The organism is Sporacetigenium sp. TC11 (genome assembly GCF_058146105.1).
Window position 1 is genome coordinate 1 of the sequence record NZ_JBYVNY010000010.1, and the last position, 15,647, is coordinate 15,647.

Here is a 15,647-nt window from a genome sequence, read left to right on the forward strand (position 1 = left end):
TGCATGTGTTAGGCACGCCGCCAGCGTTCATCCTGAGCCAGGATCAAACTCTCATGATAAACTTGGCATTACTTTTAAATAAATGGTGTTTAATTATCCTACTGTTTAATTTTCAAAGTTCAATTTTTTGCCCTTTTCGAGGACAAGTATTATATTATCATTTATAAATTGTTTTGTCAACTTATTTTTTAACTTCTTTATCCTTTTCTCGAGGACAAGTAATACTATAACATGCTATTTTATATCCGTCAATATTTTTTTGAATTTTTTTCTTGGATACAAAAAACTTTTTTACAAATAATATATATAAATAATTCTTAGGAGGTTTTAAAATGAAACATTTAAAAGCTAAAAATGCTGGTGTTCAATTAGAAAAGACTATAGACGTTGACCAATATAAAGATTGGTCAAGAGAACTAAGAGACTCTTCAGTTATGCCTCTTGATATGAAAAAAGATGTAGATTATATAGATCCATCTCATTTTTACGATGCACCTGTAGAAAACGACACTCATAATACTTCAAAATAGCATTTCATTTGACATTTCGTGTTAAATTTTCATTTTTAAAGACATATTTCCCGAGAAATATTCATATCTAGAAATAAAAATCGACCTGTTATAACAGGTCGATTAATTTTATAATCAAATATTTACCCATAACCTATACAAAATCTCAAAGTACATTAAAATTACATAAAAACATGCACATAATATTCCTTAAATTAATATATATATTATAAAGGCTTTGCATAAGTACTTAAATTTTTTTTGGGAGGTAATATTAATATGAAGTGTGATAAAAAGTACATGAATTGCAATTATAATAATATGTACAGCGATAATAATTACATGTATCCAATGCCTTATATAAATCCTATGATGTATAATATGATGAATCCTATGATGGATATGGATACGCACCAAGATATGGATATGGACGACGCAGTAATGCATAACATGATGATGAATCCTTATATGATGTATATGAACCCTTACATGATGCAACCAATGCCTAATATGGCTCAACATGTAAATATGCAGATGCCTGGTATGCAAATGCCTATGCCTAACATGAATATGGTTCCAAATATGAGCATGCAGATGCCTGGTATGCAAATGCCTATGCCTAATATGGATATGGCTCCAAATATGAGCATGCAGATGCCTGGTATGCAAATGCCTATGCCTAATATGGATATGATGCCAAATATGAACATGCAGATGCCTGGTATGCAAATGCCTATGCCTAATATGGATATGATGCCAAATATGAACATGCAGATGCCTGGTATGCAAATGCCTATGCCTAATATGGATATGAACGAAATGACGATGCAACAACCTATGGGTAATCCTTTTATGATGCAACCTTTCATGCATCCAGCCATGTTATATAATATGATGGGTCTAAATCCTTCTTGGTTTAACTGTATGTCTGGGTCGGGTGGGGCACCATTTGGAATGCCATCTAATATGCCTAATATGAATATGATGCCAAACATGATGCCTCCAAATATGAATATGATGCCAAACATAAATATGGAAGAACAAGACGAAGAGGAAATGTAAAAAGTTCTAAAAAATTTCTAAATTAATGTATATATTTATAATATCGGTTAATAATAACATATGTATTCTTCATAATATTCCCCCAATATTATAAATACCAATAGATAAAGCCGTGATATTAATCACGGCTTTATAGGTTTTTGTCTATAAAATTATAAAAATCATTTTCTTGAGATTCTACAAATTCATATAACATACTCCCCTCAAATAAATATTCATTTTCTTTTTTTATATAATTCTCGTATTTGACATTTAATATCTTATCTATATATATTTTGTCTCTTTCATTATAACTAGCAACTAAGAATTTATCATTTGTTACATAATAAAGTGACTTTATATCATCACTAATTAAATATGTATCTTTTTGCACATGATTATTATTGAAATTAAATCTAGTAAATAATACTCCATTTTCTAGACTACTTTTCAGGGTAAAAGGATTATCATTATAAAATTTATCTGAAAATCGGTTTTGATTATTTATATTGTATACAACTAGGTATTCATTTTTTATCATTTCATCTAAAACATATATATGATCTACATATTCTCTATCAACAACTATCAACGATCTTATTTTATATTCTTCATCTATTATATCTATATTAAATGCCAGTTTGCACTTATAATATCCATCATTATCTTCATACATAGATTCACATATATATTTATTATTTTCTTTTGATATAACCTTATTTTTTAACAATACTCCATTTATATTAGTTATGTGCATATTAGCTATATCTTTATTAACAGAAAAATATCGTAAAGCCTCTTTATCTCTTGCTATAAATCTCATGGTCATATAATTTATAAACTCTATATCAGTTTCAATAGCTTTACATAACTTAGGAAATATATGTTCAAATGTTATATCTGACTTATATTCTTCTATTATATAACTATATTCCTCTATTTGACCTGGCAATTCCTTATCATATATGATTGTTTTATTTCCAAAGTGATTAACTAAAAACAACGCCTCTTCTTTAGATATATAAATTCTATCGGCTCCAAGGCCACCCATTAAACGTTCTTGTTCCATGTATAGTTTATGTTCGCTGGCATTTTCTAAGCTAACATAATCTGCTATTCCTATTCCTTCAGCATCTAATAAAAAATATTGATTATAAGCATGTCCACCTTTATCCCAAGATATTATAAGTCCCATACTTCCCATTAGCCTAGAATTAGTTATTTTTGCATACATAAATTTCATTGTACCACTTCCTTTATCTGTACATACTATATTAATATACTATCAAATTTATCTAAAAATAATTATAAATTTATATGATATATATTAACAAAATTGGATAAATTTATAATATAATGTATTAAACTATTAATCTGAGGTGATTTTAAATGAAAAAAATAGCAGCTTTCTTTGATATAGATGGAACATTATATAGAGATTCCCTCATGGTAGAACATTTCAAAAAATTGATAAGGTATGAAATAATTGACCCCAAACTGTGGCATGAACATGCCAAGGATACATTTTTGAATTGGGATAAAAGACAAGGGAATTACGATGACTATCTTCTTGAAATATGCGATATATATGTAAAATCTATTATAGGATTAGATAAGTCCTGTATAGAATTTACTAGCGAACAGGTTATAAAGTTAAGAGCAGATAGAGTATATAAATATACTAGATCTCAAATACAGTGGCATAAGGACCAAGGTCATATAGTTATATTTATATCTGGAAGTCCAGATTTTTTGGTAAACAAAATGGCACAAAAGTACAATGTAACAGATCGTATAGGAAGCCAGTATATCCTTGAGAATGGAGTATTTAATGGTACAGTTATCCCAATGTGGGATTCAGCAAGTAAAAATGTAGCAATTGATAAATTTATCGAAAAATATAATATAGACTTATCTAAATCCTATGCTTATGGAGATACAAATGGAGATATAAATATGTTAAGAAGGGTTGGAAATCCTGTTGCTATAAACCCTACAAAAGAACTACTTGCAAATATAAATAACGACCCTATTATATCTAATACTGCTAAAATCATAGTTGAAAGAAAAGATATAATATATGAATTACCTACAAATATAAGTATATATGATATATAAAAAATAAAGGTGTGCATTTTGCACACCTTTATTCTTATAGTTTATCTTTAGGAGAATATGATGTATGCAGTAAATGATGAGCTTTTTCACTCATTGGTTTTCCTAAAAATGTTTCGTATAACTCTATTACCGCTGGATTTTCATGTGATTTTCTTATATGCTTATTATCATCTTCTTTTAATAATGCTTCTCTACGTTTAGCAACTATATCTATATTGTTATTGTAGAATGGTTGACCTCCACCACCTACACATCCTCCAGGACATGCCATTATTTCTATAACATGTAAATTACGAGGATTTCCATTTCTTATTTCTTCTAATAATGTTCTTGCATTACCTAGACCATGAGATATTCCGACGTTTATTTGTAAATCTCCAAAATCTACAGTTGAAACTCTTATACCGTCTAAGCCTCTTACGGATTCAAATTCAACCTTTTTTAAGCTTTTACCCGTATATACTTCATATGCTGTTCTTAATGCAGCCTCAGCGACCCCACCTGTTTGGCCAAATATAACAGCAGCACCAGTTGACTCTCCTAGTGGTTTATCAAAATCTTCATCTTTTAATTCACGGAAATTTATATTAGCCATTTTTATCAACTGAGCTAATTCTCTAGTTGATATAGAATAATCAACATCAGGATTTCCATCCACTGAAAATTCCTCTCTTGAACATTCAAACTTTTTAGCCAAACATGGCATTATAGATACAACTACCATTTTTTCTCTATCTATTTTTAACTTTTCAGCAAAATAAGTTTTAGCAATAGATCCAAACATTTGTTGAGGAGATCTTGCTGTCGATGGTATATTTAATAAGTCTGGAAATTGACTTTCAAAAAAGTTTACCCATGCTGGACAACAAGATGTTAATATAGGAAGTTTAGTTTCATCTCCTTTTAAAAACTTATCTAACCTACCAAGTAATTCTGCGCCTTCTTCCATTATTGTTACATCTGCAGCGAAATCTGTGTCAAATACATAATTAAATCCTAAATTCCTTAGAGCGGCTACCATCTTACCCGTTACTAAAGTCCCTGGTTTCATGCCAAATTCTTCACCTAAAGCTGCTCTTACTGCTGGTGCTGTTTGAACTACAACAACCTTTTCTGGATCTGCTAAATCTTGTATAGCTCTCATAATATGGCTATTTTCACTTAACGCACCAACAGGACATACAGAAACACACTGTCCACAGTGAACGCATACTGAATCGTCTAAATTTACTTCAAATGCAGGTGCTATGGCTGAGCTAAATCCTCTATTTATAGCAGATAGCGCTCCAACAGTTTGAACTTTGTTACACATAGTTTCGCATCTTCTACACATTATGCACTTTTCCATGTCTCTTATTATTGATGATGAAAACTCTTTTCTAAATTCCATCCTTCCGCCTTCGTCGTATCTTACCTGTGTTACCCCAAGTTGTTGTGATAGATATTGAAGTTCACATTCTCCTGACTTAGAACATGTTAAGCAATCTTTTGGATGATTAGATAATAATAATTCTAAAACTGTATTTCTTGCATTCATAACTTCCATTGTATTGGTTTTTATAACCATTCCATCCTGAACTGGAGTTGCACACGCTGGCACTAGAGTTTTTCTTCCTTCAACATGCACAACACAGATTCTACATGAAGCACTGTTATTTACTAATTTTATGTTGTGTAAGTTTAGATGACAAAGAGTTGGTATATTTATTTCTACTTTTTTTGCTGCATCTAATATAGTTGTACCCATCGGCACTTTTACTTCTCTTCCATCTATAGTTACTTTAAATTTTTTCATTCCTATTGCCCTCCTTTAGACTATCCTCTTGTAATAGCAGAGAACTTACATTTATCTATACATGCACCACATTTTATACACTTATCTTGATCTATAATATGCGTTTTCTTAACTTCTCCAGATATAGCACCTGTTGGACATATTCTAGCACAAGCTGTACACCCTATACACGTCTCTAGTGTTTCATACTTTAATAAGTTAGTACATTGTCCCGCTGGACACTTATGATCTCTTATATGAGCTATATATTCTTCTTCAAATTCTCTAATGGTAGACAATATTGGATTTGGAGCTGTTTGTCCTAATCCACATAAAGACGTCTTTATTATAACTTGTGACAAATCTTTAAGTTTTTTAAGATCTTCCATTGTACCATTGCCTTCTGTTATCTTATCTAACATTTTAGATAGCCTTCTAGTACCTACTCTACAAGGAGTACATTTACCACAAGATTCTTCTTCTATAAACTCTAGATAGAACTTAGCAATACTTGGCATGCAGTCATCTTCATCCATAACTATCATACCACCTGATCCCATCATAGAACCTTTAGATACTAATGTATCAAAATCTATTGGTGTATCCAAATCCTTTTCTGTTAAACACCCTCCAGATGGCCCTCCTGTTTGTACTGCTTTAAATTTCTTGCCATCCGGTATTCCTCCACCTATATCAAATATTACATCTCTTAAAGTTGTTCCCATAGGTACTTCTACAAGGCCTATATTATTTATTTTACCTGCTAGTGCAAAAACCTTTGTGCCTGATGATTTTTCTGTCCCTATAGACTTAAACCATTCTGCACCTTTTAATATTATTTCAGGAATATTTGCTAAAGTTTCTACATTGTTTACATTTGTAGGTTTGCCTTTATATCCCTGTTCTGCTGGAAATGGAGGCTTGCTAGATGGTTCCCCTCTTTCACCTTCCATAGAGTGTATTAATGCAGTTTCTTCTCCACAAACAAATGCTCCAGCTCCATATTTTATATCTATCTTAAAATTAAATCCTGTTCCTAATATGTTTTCACCTAATAATCCATATTCTTTAGCTTGTTTTATAGCTATTTTCAAACGATTTATCGCCAATGGATATTCTGCACGTATATACACTTTGCCTTCATCTGCCCCTATAGCATACCCACAAAGAGCCATAGCTTCGATAATAGAATGTGGATCTCCCTCTAATATAGATCTATCCATGAATGCACCTGGATCTCCTTCGTCTGCATTACAAACTACATATTTCTTGTCGGATTTATTTTTATATGCAAATTCCCATTTTAATCCTGTTGGAAATCCTGCTCCACCTCTACCTCTAAGCCCAGAATTCTTAATAATATCTATAAGTTCCTGTTCTTTCATATTTGTTAAAACTTGACCTAGGGCTCTATATCCATCATTACCTAAGTATTCGTCAATATTTTCAGGGTTTATTAATCCGCAGTTTCTTAATGCTATACGCATTTGCTTTTTATAAAAAGACATATCATGATGTTTTTGAACTTTTTTATGTTCAGATGGTTCTTCGAATAAAAGCCTTTCTATAACTCTATTATTTATAATATGTTCGTTTATTATTTCACTAACATCTTCAGGCTTTACTTTTACATAAAATACATCGTCTGGCATAACCTTAACTATAGGACCTTGTGCACAAAAGCCAAAACATCCTGTTAGGTCAACTGCAACTCTATCTGCAATTCCAGCGCTTTTTATATGTTCATTAAAATTTTCTATTATTTCTTTACTTCTAGATGCTTGACATCCTGTTCCACCACAAACTAGTAATTGTTTTTTATTATCTTTTACATCATTATTTTCATGTCTTAAAGCTAGTAAAGGCTTACATTTATCTATAACCTGAGTAAGTTCATCAAAGGATTTTATCTTAGCCATTTCCTATACCTCCATGTTTATTTTTATTTATACTCATCTATAATAGCAGCAACATCTTTAGGAGTTACATGTCCATAAACCTTTTCGTTAACCATAACAACTGGAGCTAATCCACATGCCCCTACACAACGCACTGTATCAAGTGAAAAGTTTCCATCTTCAGTAACTTTGCCAACTTCTATATTAAGATGTCGCTTAAATTCATCTACTACTTTTTGTGCTCCCTTTACATAACAAGCAGTACCTGTACATACGGACACTTGATATTTTCCTCTTGGAACCATCGTGAAATATGAATAAAAACTTACAACTCCATATACCTTTGATGTAGGAACATTTAAATTTGCTCCAACAAATTTTTGTACTTCTAAAGGAAGATATCCGAATATACTTTGAGCTTTATGTAGACACTCTATCAAAGCACCTTCTTTATCTTCTAAACTATCTATAAATGCTTCTAATTCTTTAAACTTCTCTTCACATAAAAAGTCATTTCTAGCAGTCATAATACACCCTCCTCGTAGTTTAATAATTATATCTAACTATAGTAAATTATTATCTGTTTTTTAATTTTCATTCAGTTTATAGAGTTATTTTATTTATTATTAGTTATTTGTTGTTAGTTATTTATTTAACGAATCTTTTCTTGTATACATTATACTACATGATTCTTTCTAAAACAACAAAATTTTGCAAAAACAATAAATTTTTCAAAAAATCTTATTGTTTAGATTTTAATTTGTATTCTTATAATTCAAATTATGTTTTATCTTAGTTACGACACATAAAAAAGACTACTTGTTGAAGTAGTCTTTTTTATTTAGAAGATCTTATTTTATTATGTTTTTTCTTATTTTTTCATAGTAATAATTTATAGCCAAGCTATAAGAATAATCGTATATAAGAAATACTACCTGGGCAAGTAATGCTGTAATTATATTGAAAGGTATATTAATAAATTCTTTTATAAAGAAATATCCTGTACCTATTATTATATTAAAGATTGCTAACTTTAATATATATTCTATAAGTAGATTTCTATCTCTTTCAATAAAATACTTTATTATCCCATATAATCCAAAAGTAAAAGTATAAGTAATCCAATTTAATTTATCTGGCATAAACAAAAAACTCAGTATACCAGATGCTATATAAAAAACTATCCCCCATTTAATTCCTTGTTCTATTATAACTATTGATATAGGAAGCGATGCCAATCCCATAAAAAATAAGGTATTTGTAGGTATAACAAAAGACAGTATTAAAAGAACTATGTTAAGCGCTAATAACAAACCACTATAAGCCATATTTTTACTCATAAAATTTCTCCTAACAACAGTCTATAAAGTCTCCTCCAAAGGATTCACATAAACAATCAGCACAATATAATTTGCCGCATACTCCACAACAGTCATCACCTGGACAACAACAGTCACAACATGAATCAGCACAACAGCAACAAGCAAAGTCATTGTAATGATTTCTACGACTTCTATGGTAATTATTAGACCTGCTTCTATAAGCCTTATGTGTATTTTTTAGGTCATTAAACCTAGTAGTATATTCTAAGTTATTAGGATCCATAAAATGTGCCCTTTTTACATAATCCTCGCCTTGTTCATAATATCCTAAATTCATAGAACATAGACCCATTAAGTAATTCCATTCAGCATTTCTATTATTGATATAATTGAGAACCTCATAAGCACCCTTATAATCTCCTCTATTTATCTTATCTCTTGCAGCACGGAAATCATTGTATTGATGGTTGTTGTACACCTTTATCACTTCCTTTTAATATGTTTTTATATCTTAAATACATACCAGAATATACTATATTATCTATTATACTTATATTATTTTTTATATGTAGTTTATCTATTTCTTGTGATAAAAATCCTAATATATACATCATTAAATTATCTACTTTAAGTTTAAGTTCATCTTTATTATTTATATATTCTATAAATGGATTATATCTTCCCTTTTTATGATCTTTTTCTAAGTCTTCATACGCATCTAAAATATATACATATTTTCCTATATTAAATCCTATATTCTTAAGCATATTAGTATGCTCATCTTCTTTATAATTAAATATTTCACTCATTATATATCCAAATACATTTGATACCTCATCTATATTCCTTACTTTATCTTTTTCTAATTTATGAAGTTCCTCTAGTCTATTTTTTATATAATTTGATTTATCAGTATATTTACTATATGATTTTTTAAATATAGGTTTATATAAGTAATATGCTATTTTATCTCTTAATCTTTTATCATCATTAATATTATCTTCTAATTTATAGTATGTTAGTAATATATTCATATCAGCTGCATATTCTGTTATTTCATTTGTTATTTTCATTTTTTTCTTAAGCGGATTTGCTAAGCACCGTTCATTAACAACACTTGACTTTGTTTTATATAATGAAGATAGCAATAATATTAAAAATGTTATATCATAATTTAGAGACAAAGTCGACGTTCTTCCTCTACTTTCCTTTAAGTTTTTGCAGAGTCCACAGTAATACCCTTTATATATGTCAAATTCTCTAAACGTTAAATCCATTTTATTTATTCTCACATAACCAAACATACTATTTCCTTTCTAATTTATATTTATAAATTCAATATAATAATTATTATAATTTTCTATTTTTAAAATAGCTATAGTAATAGGTAGCTTGAATCTTTTGCGACCTGCTCCTCCTGGATTTATATATAGTATACCACTTTTTTCATATTTATCGTATTTATGAGAATGCCCATATACAACTATATTTATATCTTCTCTTTTTAAATCTATGTCTATAGTTTTTATATCATGTACAATATAAATATTTGTATTATTAATATTAATTATTTGACTAAATGGCAAACTTTCTAACTTTTTATCTTTATCACAATTTCCTTTAACTGCAAATACATTTGATATATTTCTTAATTCTTCAAGAACTTCTACTTTTCCTATGTCTCCAGCATGAATAATTAAGTCACAATCTTTTAAATTTTCTATAGCCTCTTTTCTTAATAACCCATGGGTATCTGATATAAGCCCTATTTTTTTCATATTTAATCATCCTTAAATTCATAATTAAAATTTTTCTTCTCTCATGCCGCCAACAACCTTGAGATGCAGGGGTCTCGTTCAAGTTTATTAGTTAGATATTATAATTTATCCATAGACTGATTAAATTATAATATCATTGTAATTAAAAAAGCTAGGTTTATAAAACCTAGCTTTTAAAATAGTTTACTCCACATTCAAATATTTTTTGATCTTTTTCCCCTATTATATTCTTTATAACGTTTTGCCCTAGTCTTTCTGAATGACCCATTTTACCTAATATTCTTCCGTCAAGGCTGGTTATACCCTCAACAGCATAGAATGAACCATTAGGATTAAATTCTATATCATAAGATGCATTTCCATCAAAATCTACATATTGAGTAGCTATTTGCCCTTTTGATATTAGTTTATCCATCACATCTTGTTCACATACAAATCTTCCTTCTCCATGAGATATGGCTATACTGTGTATATCCCCTACATTGGTATTAGAAAGCCATGGAGATAAATTAGAAGCTATTCTAGTTTGAACTATTTTAGATTGATGTCTTCCTATCTTATTGTAGGTTAAAGTTGGAGCATTTTCATCTATATCTCTTATTTCCCCATAAGGAAGTAATCCTAATTTTATAAGAGCTTGGAATCCATTACATACACCTAACATTAACCCATCTTTATTTTTCAAGAAATTCATAACTGCTTCTGCAACTTTTGGATTTCTAAATATAGTTGCTATGAATTTTCCTGAACCATCAGGTTCATCCCCTGCACTAAATCCACCTGGAAGCATTATTATTTGAGATGAATTTATTTCTTTTACTATTGTATCTATCGAATCCTCTATATCCTTATAATTTAAGTTTTTAAACACTTGTATACTAGTTTTTGCACCTGTCTTTTCAAAGACTCTAGCACAGTCATACTCACAGTTAGTTCCTGGGAATGCTGGAATAAATACCTTCGGAGAGCTTAAATTTAATCCTGATGAATTTTTGTTATTCCTAGTCATAAATGTTATATTTTCTATCTTTTCTTTTAATTCATCAGCTTTTGTTGGAAATACTGATTCAAGAGGTTCACAGTATTTTCTATAAATTTCATCTATGTTTATAGAAATATCATTAACTTTTATATTATTTTCGCTAGTAGTTATACCTAATAATTTGTAGTTATATGATGCTAATTCACTTTCCATATCTACATCATTAGATAATTCCAATATTATAGATCCATACTTAGCCTCAAATATTTCTGTATTATTTATTTTATTAAACTCAAATCCTATCTTATTTCCAAAAGCCATTTTACTTATAGCCTCACATATTCCACCATTAGTTACTACATAAGATGATAAAACATTTTTATCCTTTATCATTTGATTTATCTTTTCTAAATTTTTCTTTAATTCATCAAAATCCAAAGTCTCATCTTCATTCTTTGAAGTATTGATTATTACTACTTTAGAGTTTACATTCTTAAATTCAGGAGATATAACATTATTAGCATCTACTATATTTACTGCAAATGATACTAATGTAGGTGGAACATCTATATCCTTAAATGTACCAGACATACTGTCTTTCCCACCTATAGCTGGTATATCTAGTTTATTTTGGGCATAGTACGCACCTAATAATGCGCTAAATGGTTTACCCCATTTTTCTGGATTACTGCCTAATTTTTCAAAATACTCTTGTAGTGTTAACCTTGTTGTTTTATAGTCTCCGCCTATAGCCACTATTTTACATACAGATTCGACTACTGCATACATAGCGCCATGGAAAGGACTCCATTTACCTATTTTAGGATTATATCCATAAGTCATTATTGTAGATGTATTAGTTTCTCCATTTAGTACAGGTATTTTAGCGACCATCCCCTGTACTTCAGTGGCCTGATACTTACCTCCAAATGGCATTAATACAGTATTCCCGCCTATTGTACTATCAAATCTTTCTACTAATCCTTTTTTAGAACATACATTTAAATCTTGTAATGTATTTATCCAATTTTCTTCTATATCAATATATTCTTTATTTCTAAAACATTTTACATTTTCTGAAGGAGATTTTACGGAAACCTCTGCGCTTTGTTTTATTCCATTAGTATCTAAAAATTCTCTACTTATATCTACTATAGCTTTATCATTCCAAAACATTCTCATTCTACCATTATCTGTAACCTTCGCCACAGCTGTTGCTTCTAGATTTTCAGATTTTGAAATTTCTATAACCCTATCTGCATTTTTAGGACTTACAACTACGGCCATACGTTCTTGAGATTCTGATATAGCAAGTTCAGTTCCATCTAACCCATTATATTTTTTAGGCACTAAATTTAAATTTATGTCAATACTATCGGCTATTTCACCTATAGCAACGCAAACTCCTCCAGCTCCAAAGTCATTACATCTTTTTATCATCTGCGCTAATTCTTTATTTCTAAACAATCTTTGGATTTTTCTTTCCGTTGGAGCATCTCCTTTTTGAACTTCTGCAGAGCAAGTAAGTATTGACTCTTCGCTATGTTCTTTAGATGAACCTGTAGCTCCTCCACATCCATCTCTTCCTGTTTTTCCGCCTAATAATATTATAATATCGCCTTGAGACGGAACTTCTCTTACAACATTTTCTTTTGGAGTTGCTGCTATAACAGCTCCAATTTCCATTCTCTTTGCTACAAAGTCCTCATCATAAAGTTCTGCAACTTGTCCCGTAGTAAGTCCTATTTGATTTCCGTATGAACTGTATCCATGTGCAGCTCCTGTTGTTATTTTCTTTTGCATAAGCTTGCCCGGTAAAGTGTCTTCTATAGATGTTCTAGGATCTCCACTGCCAGTAACACGCATGGCTTGATATACATAACTTCTTCCTGATAATGGGTCCCTTATCGCTCCACCTAAACAAGTAGCTGCCCCTCCAAAAGGTTCTATTTCTGTTGGATGGTTATGAGTTTCATTTTTAAACATAACTAGATACTTTTCTATTTTCCCATCTATTTCAACATCTACATTTATACTACAGGCATTGATTTCTTCTGATACATCTAAGTCTTCTAATAACCCTTTTTTTCTTAGCTCTTTCATAGCCATAGTAGCTATATCCATTAAGCATATATCTCTATCTTGATTGCCATATACATATTCCCTTGAATTTATATACATATCATAAGCTTGTTTAACTATGTCACTGTATTTCCCTGATTCTATTGTTATATTTCTTATATTAGTTAAAAATGTAGTGTGACGACAATGATCCGACCAATAAGTATCTACAACTTTTATTTCTGTTATAGTAGGATTTCTTTTTTCTATATTATTAAAATAATTTTGAATATGTTTTAAGTCATCAAATGTCATAGCTAAATTATTTACTTTCATAAAATCTAGTAACTCTTCATCAGTATAATCTATAAAACCATCTAAAATTTTAACTTCTGTTGGTATATCTGTTCTCATTATTAAAGTATCTGGTTTTTGAAGGCTAGCTTCTTTAGAGTCTACTGGATTTATACAATATGATTTTATTTTATTAAATTCTTCATCAGTTATATCTCCACTTAATACTATTACCTTTGCTGTATTTATATTAGGTCGTACTCCATCGTTTACAATTTGTATACATTGAGAAGCCCAATCTCCTCTTTGATCATATTGGCCAGGAAGATATTCTACTCCAAACACTTTAGTATTATCTTCAAATTGCATTTCTTCATAATATATATTGTCTACATTGGGTTCCGAAAATATTGTTATAGCTGCCTTTTTATATACTTCATCTGATATACCTTCAATGTCATATCTATTTATAATCCTAACTTTAGTTAAGCTATTTATATTTAATCCCTCTGCTATATCTTTATATAGACCAGTTGCTTCAACATCAAATCCAGGTTTTTTTTCTATTAATATTCTTCTTACTATATTATTAATCATTATCCCCACCTGCCTTAATTTATTTTAGTCCTATATCATTTCTATAGTGAGCACCTTCAAATTTAATTTTTGCTACATTCTTATAAGCCTTTTCAGTTGCTTCCTCAAGAGTTTTTCCCTTAGCTGTAATTCCTATTACCCTTCCTCCATTAGTAACTAAGTTATCATTTACTAATTTAGTTCCACTATGAAATACCATTATATCTTCGTCGACAGAATCAACATCACTTATAATTTTTCCCTTTTCATAATTATCTGGATACCCTTTTGATGTAAGCATTACACATACAGTAGCACAATCCTCATATTTTATATCTATATTTTTCAAATCATTATTTAATATAGAATCTATAATATCTGTTAAATTTGTTTTAAGCCTTGTGAGTACAACTTGAGTCTCAGGATCTCCAAATCTAACGTTATATTCCAATACCTTGGGTCCATCATTTGTCATCATTAAGCCTATAAATATAACTCCCTTATAGTTTAATTTATCCTTTTTTAGACCATCTAATGTTCTTTGTAATACTTGTTCTTTTATAATACTTGATAATTCCTCAGTATATATGCTACTTGGAGAAAACGTACCCATTCCTCCTGTATTAGGCCCTTCTTCATTATCATATATTCTCTTGTGATCTTTAGCACTTACCATAGGAACTATGGTGTCACTATCTACAAAAGCTAGTATAGAGGTCTCTATTCCACTTAAGTATTCTTCTATAACTACTTTATTTCCAGCTTCTCCAAACTTTTTTTCTTCCATCATTTCTTTTAAAGTATTTAATGCCTCTTCCCTATTCTGAGCTATAACTACTCCTTTTCCAGCAGCTAACCCATCTGCTTTTAAAACCACAGGGTATCCAAAGTTATCAATATCTTTTATAGCACCATTTATATCAATATATTCTCCATATTTTGCCGTTGGAATATTATGTCTTATCATAAAATCTTTTGAAAATGATTTACTGCCTTCTAACTGTGCACATTGTTTATTCGGTCCAAATATTTTAAGACCAAGAGCTTGAAACTTATCAACTATTCCATTAACTAACGGAACTTCTGGTCCAACTATAGTTAAATCTATATTATTAGTTAAAGCAAAATTCGATAATCGTTCAATTTCATTGTCACCTATATTTACACACTCAGCTATTCTAGATATTCCCGCATTACCCGGTGCACAATATATCTCTTTTACCTTGTCTTCAGCCTTTAATTTCCATATTATGGTGTGTTCTCTTCCTCCACTGCCTATAACTAAAATCCTCAT

13 protein-coding genes and 1 rRNA gene are annotated in these 15,647 nt (G+C 30.1%); 3 read left to right on the plus strand and 11 right to left on the minus strand.

The genetic code is table 11. The annotated features are described in order from the left end of the window. Nucleotides 1–59 (minus strand): 16S ribosomal RNA (locus ACUSRV_RS13275); the annotation flags it as partial. 273 nt (nt 60–332) lie between these two features. Between ACUSRV_RS13275 and ACUSRV_RS13280 the strand changes: the two genes are divergently transcribed. Next, nucleotides 333–530: a hypothetical protein gene (locus ACUSRV_RS13280; RefSeq protein WP_490142455.1), complete on the plus strand. Its 198-nt coding sequence runs from the start codon at nt 333–335 to the stop codon at nt 528–530. Between the two features lie 258 nt (nt 531–788). Next, nucleotides 789–1,571, plus strand: coding sequence for a hypothetical protein (locus ACUSRV_RS13285; protein WP_490142456.1), 783 nt, complete (start codon nt 789–791; stop codon nt 1,569–1,571). A 130-nt stretch (nt 1,572–1,701) separates the two neighbouring features. On the opposite strand, the gene ACUSRV_RS13290 is transcribed toward ACUSRV_RS13285, so the two are convergent. Next, nucleotides 1,702–2,793 carry a hypothetical protein gene (locus ACUSRV_RS13290; RefSeq protein ID WP_490142457.1) on the minus strand — a complete coding sequence of 364 codons (1,092 nt, stop codon included), beginning with the start codon at nt 2,791–2,793 and terminating at the stop codon, nt 1,702–1,704. A gap of 146 nt (nt 2,794–2,939) precedes the next feature. On the opposite strand from ACUSRV_RS13290, the gene ACUSRV_RS13295 reads away from it, so the two are divergent. Next, nucleotides 2,940–3,668: an HAD family hydrolase gene (locus ACUSRV_RS13295; protein ID WP_490142458.1), complete on the plus strand. Its 729-nt coding sequence runs from the start codon at nt 2,940–2,942 to the stop codon at nt 3,666–3,668. A gap of 34 nt (nt 3,669–3,702) precedes the next feature. On the opposite strand, the gene ACUSRV_RS13300 is transcribed toward ACUSRV_RS13295, so the two are convergent. The 9 genes from ACUSRV_RS13300 to purD form a co-directional block, all read right to left on the minus strand. Further along, complete coding sequence (locus tag ACUSRV_RS13300; protein ID WP_490142459.1) at nt 3,703–5,463, minus strand: NADH-dependent [FeFe] hydrogenase, group A6; 1,761 nt, start codon at nt 5,461–5,463, stop codon at nt 3,703–3,705. 20 nt (nt 5,464–5,483) lie between these two features. Next, nucleotides 5,484–7,361, minus strand: a complete 1,878-nt coding sequence (locus tag ACUSRV_RS13305) for an NADH-ubiquinone oxidoreductase-F iron-sulfur binding region domain-containing protein (protein ID WP_490142460.1) — start codon at nt 7,359–7,361, stop codon at nt 5,484–5,486. Between the two features lie 23 nt (nt 7,362–7,384). Next, nucleotides 7,385–7,867 carry an NADH-quinone oxidoreductase subunit NuoE gene (gene nuoE, locus ACUSRV_RS13310; RefSeq protein ID WP_490142461.1) on the minus strand — a complete coding sequence of 161 codons (483 nt, stop codon included), beginning with the start codon at nt 7,865–7,867 and terminating at the stop codon, nt 7,385–7,387. Nucleotides 7,868–8,191: 324 nt separating this feature from the next. Then, a complete protein-coding gene (locus ACUSRV_RS13315; RefSeq protein ID WP_490142462.1) occupies nt 8,192–8,680 on the minus strand; it encodes a hypothetical protein in 489 nt (162 codons plus the stop codon). Nucleotides 8,681–8,690: 10 nt separating this feature from the next. Further along, nucleotides 8,691–9,140, minus strand: coding sequence for a tetratricopeptide repeat protein (locus ACUSRV_RS13320; RefSeq protein WP_490142463.1), 450 nt, complete (start codon nt 9,138–9,140; stop codon nt 8,691–8,693). Then, nucleotides 9,115–9,966 carry a DUF5685 family protein gene (locus ACUSRV_RS13325; RefSeq protein WP_490142464.1) on the minus strand — a complete coding sequence of 284 codons (852 nt, stop codon included), beginning with the start codon at nt 9,964–9,966 and terminating at the stop codon, nt 9,115–9,117. Before ACUSRV_RS13325 ends, ACUSRV_RS13320 begins: the two co-directional genes overlap by 26 nt. A gap of 12 nt (nt 9,967–9,978) precedes the next feature. Next, the gene (locus ACUSRV_RS13330) at nt 9,979–10,440 is read right to left on the minus strand and encodes a metallophosphoesterase family protein (protein ID WP_490142465.1); all 462 of its coding nucleotides are present in this window, start codon (nt 10,438–10,440) and stop codon (nt 9,979–9,981) included. 166 nt (nt 10,441–10,606) lie between these two features. After that, nucleotides 10,607–14,374, minus strand: a complete 3,768-nt coding sequence (locus tag ACUSRV_RS13335) for a phosphoribosylformylglycinamidine synthase (protein ID WP_490142466.1) — start codon at nt 14,372–14,374, stop codon at nt 10,607–10,609. Nucleotides 14,375–14,393: 19 nt separating this feature from the next. Next, entirely contained in the window at nt 14,394–15,647 is a 1,254-nt protein-coding gene (gene purD, locus ACUSRV_RS13340; protein WP_490142467.1) for a phosphoribosylamine--glycine ligase, read from the minus strand.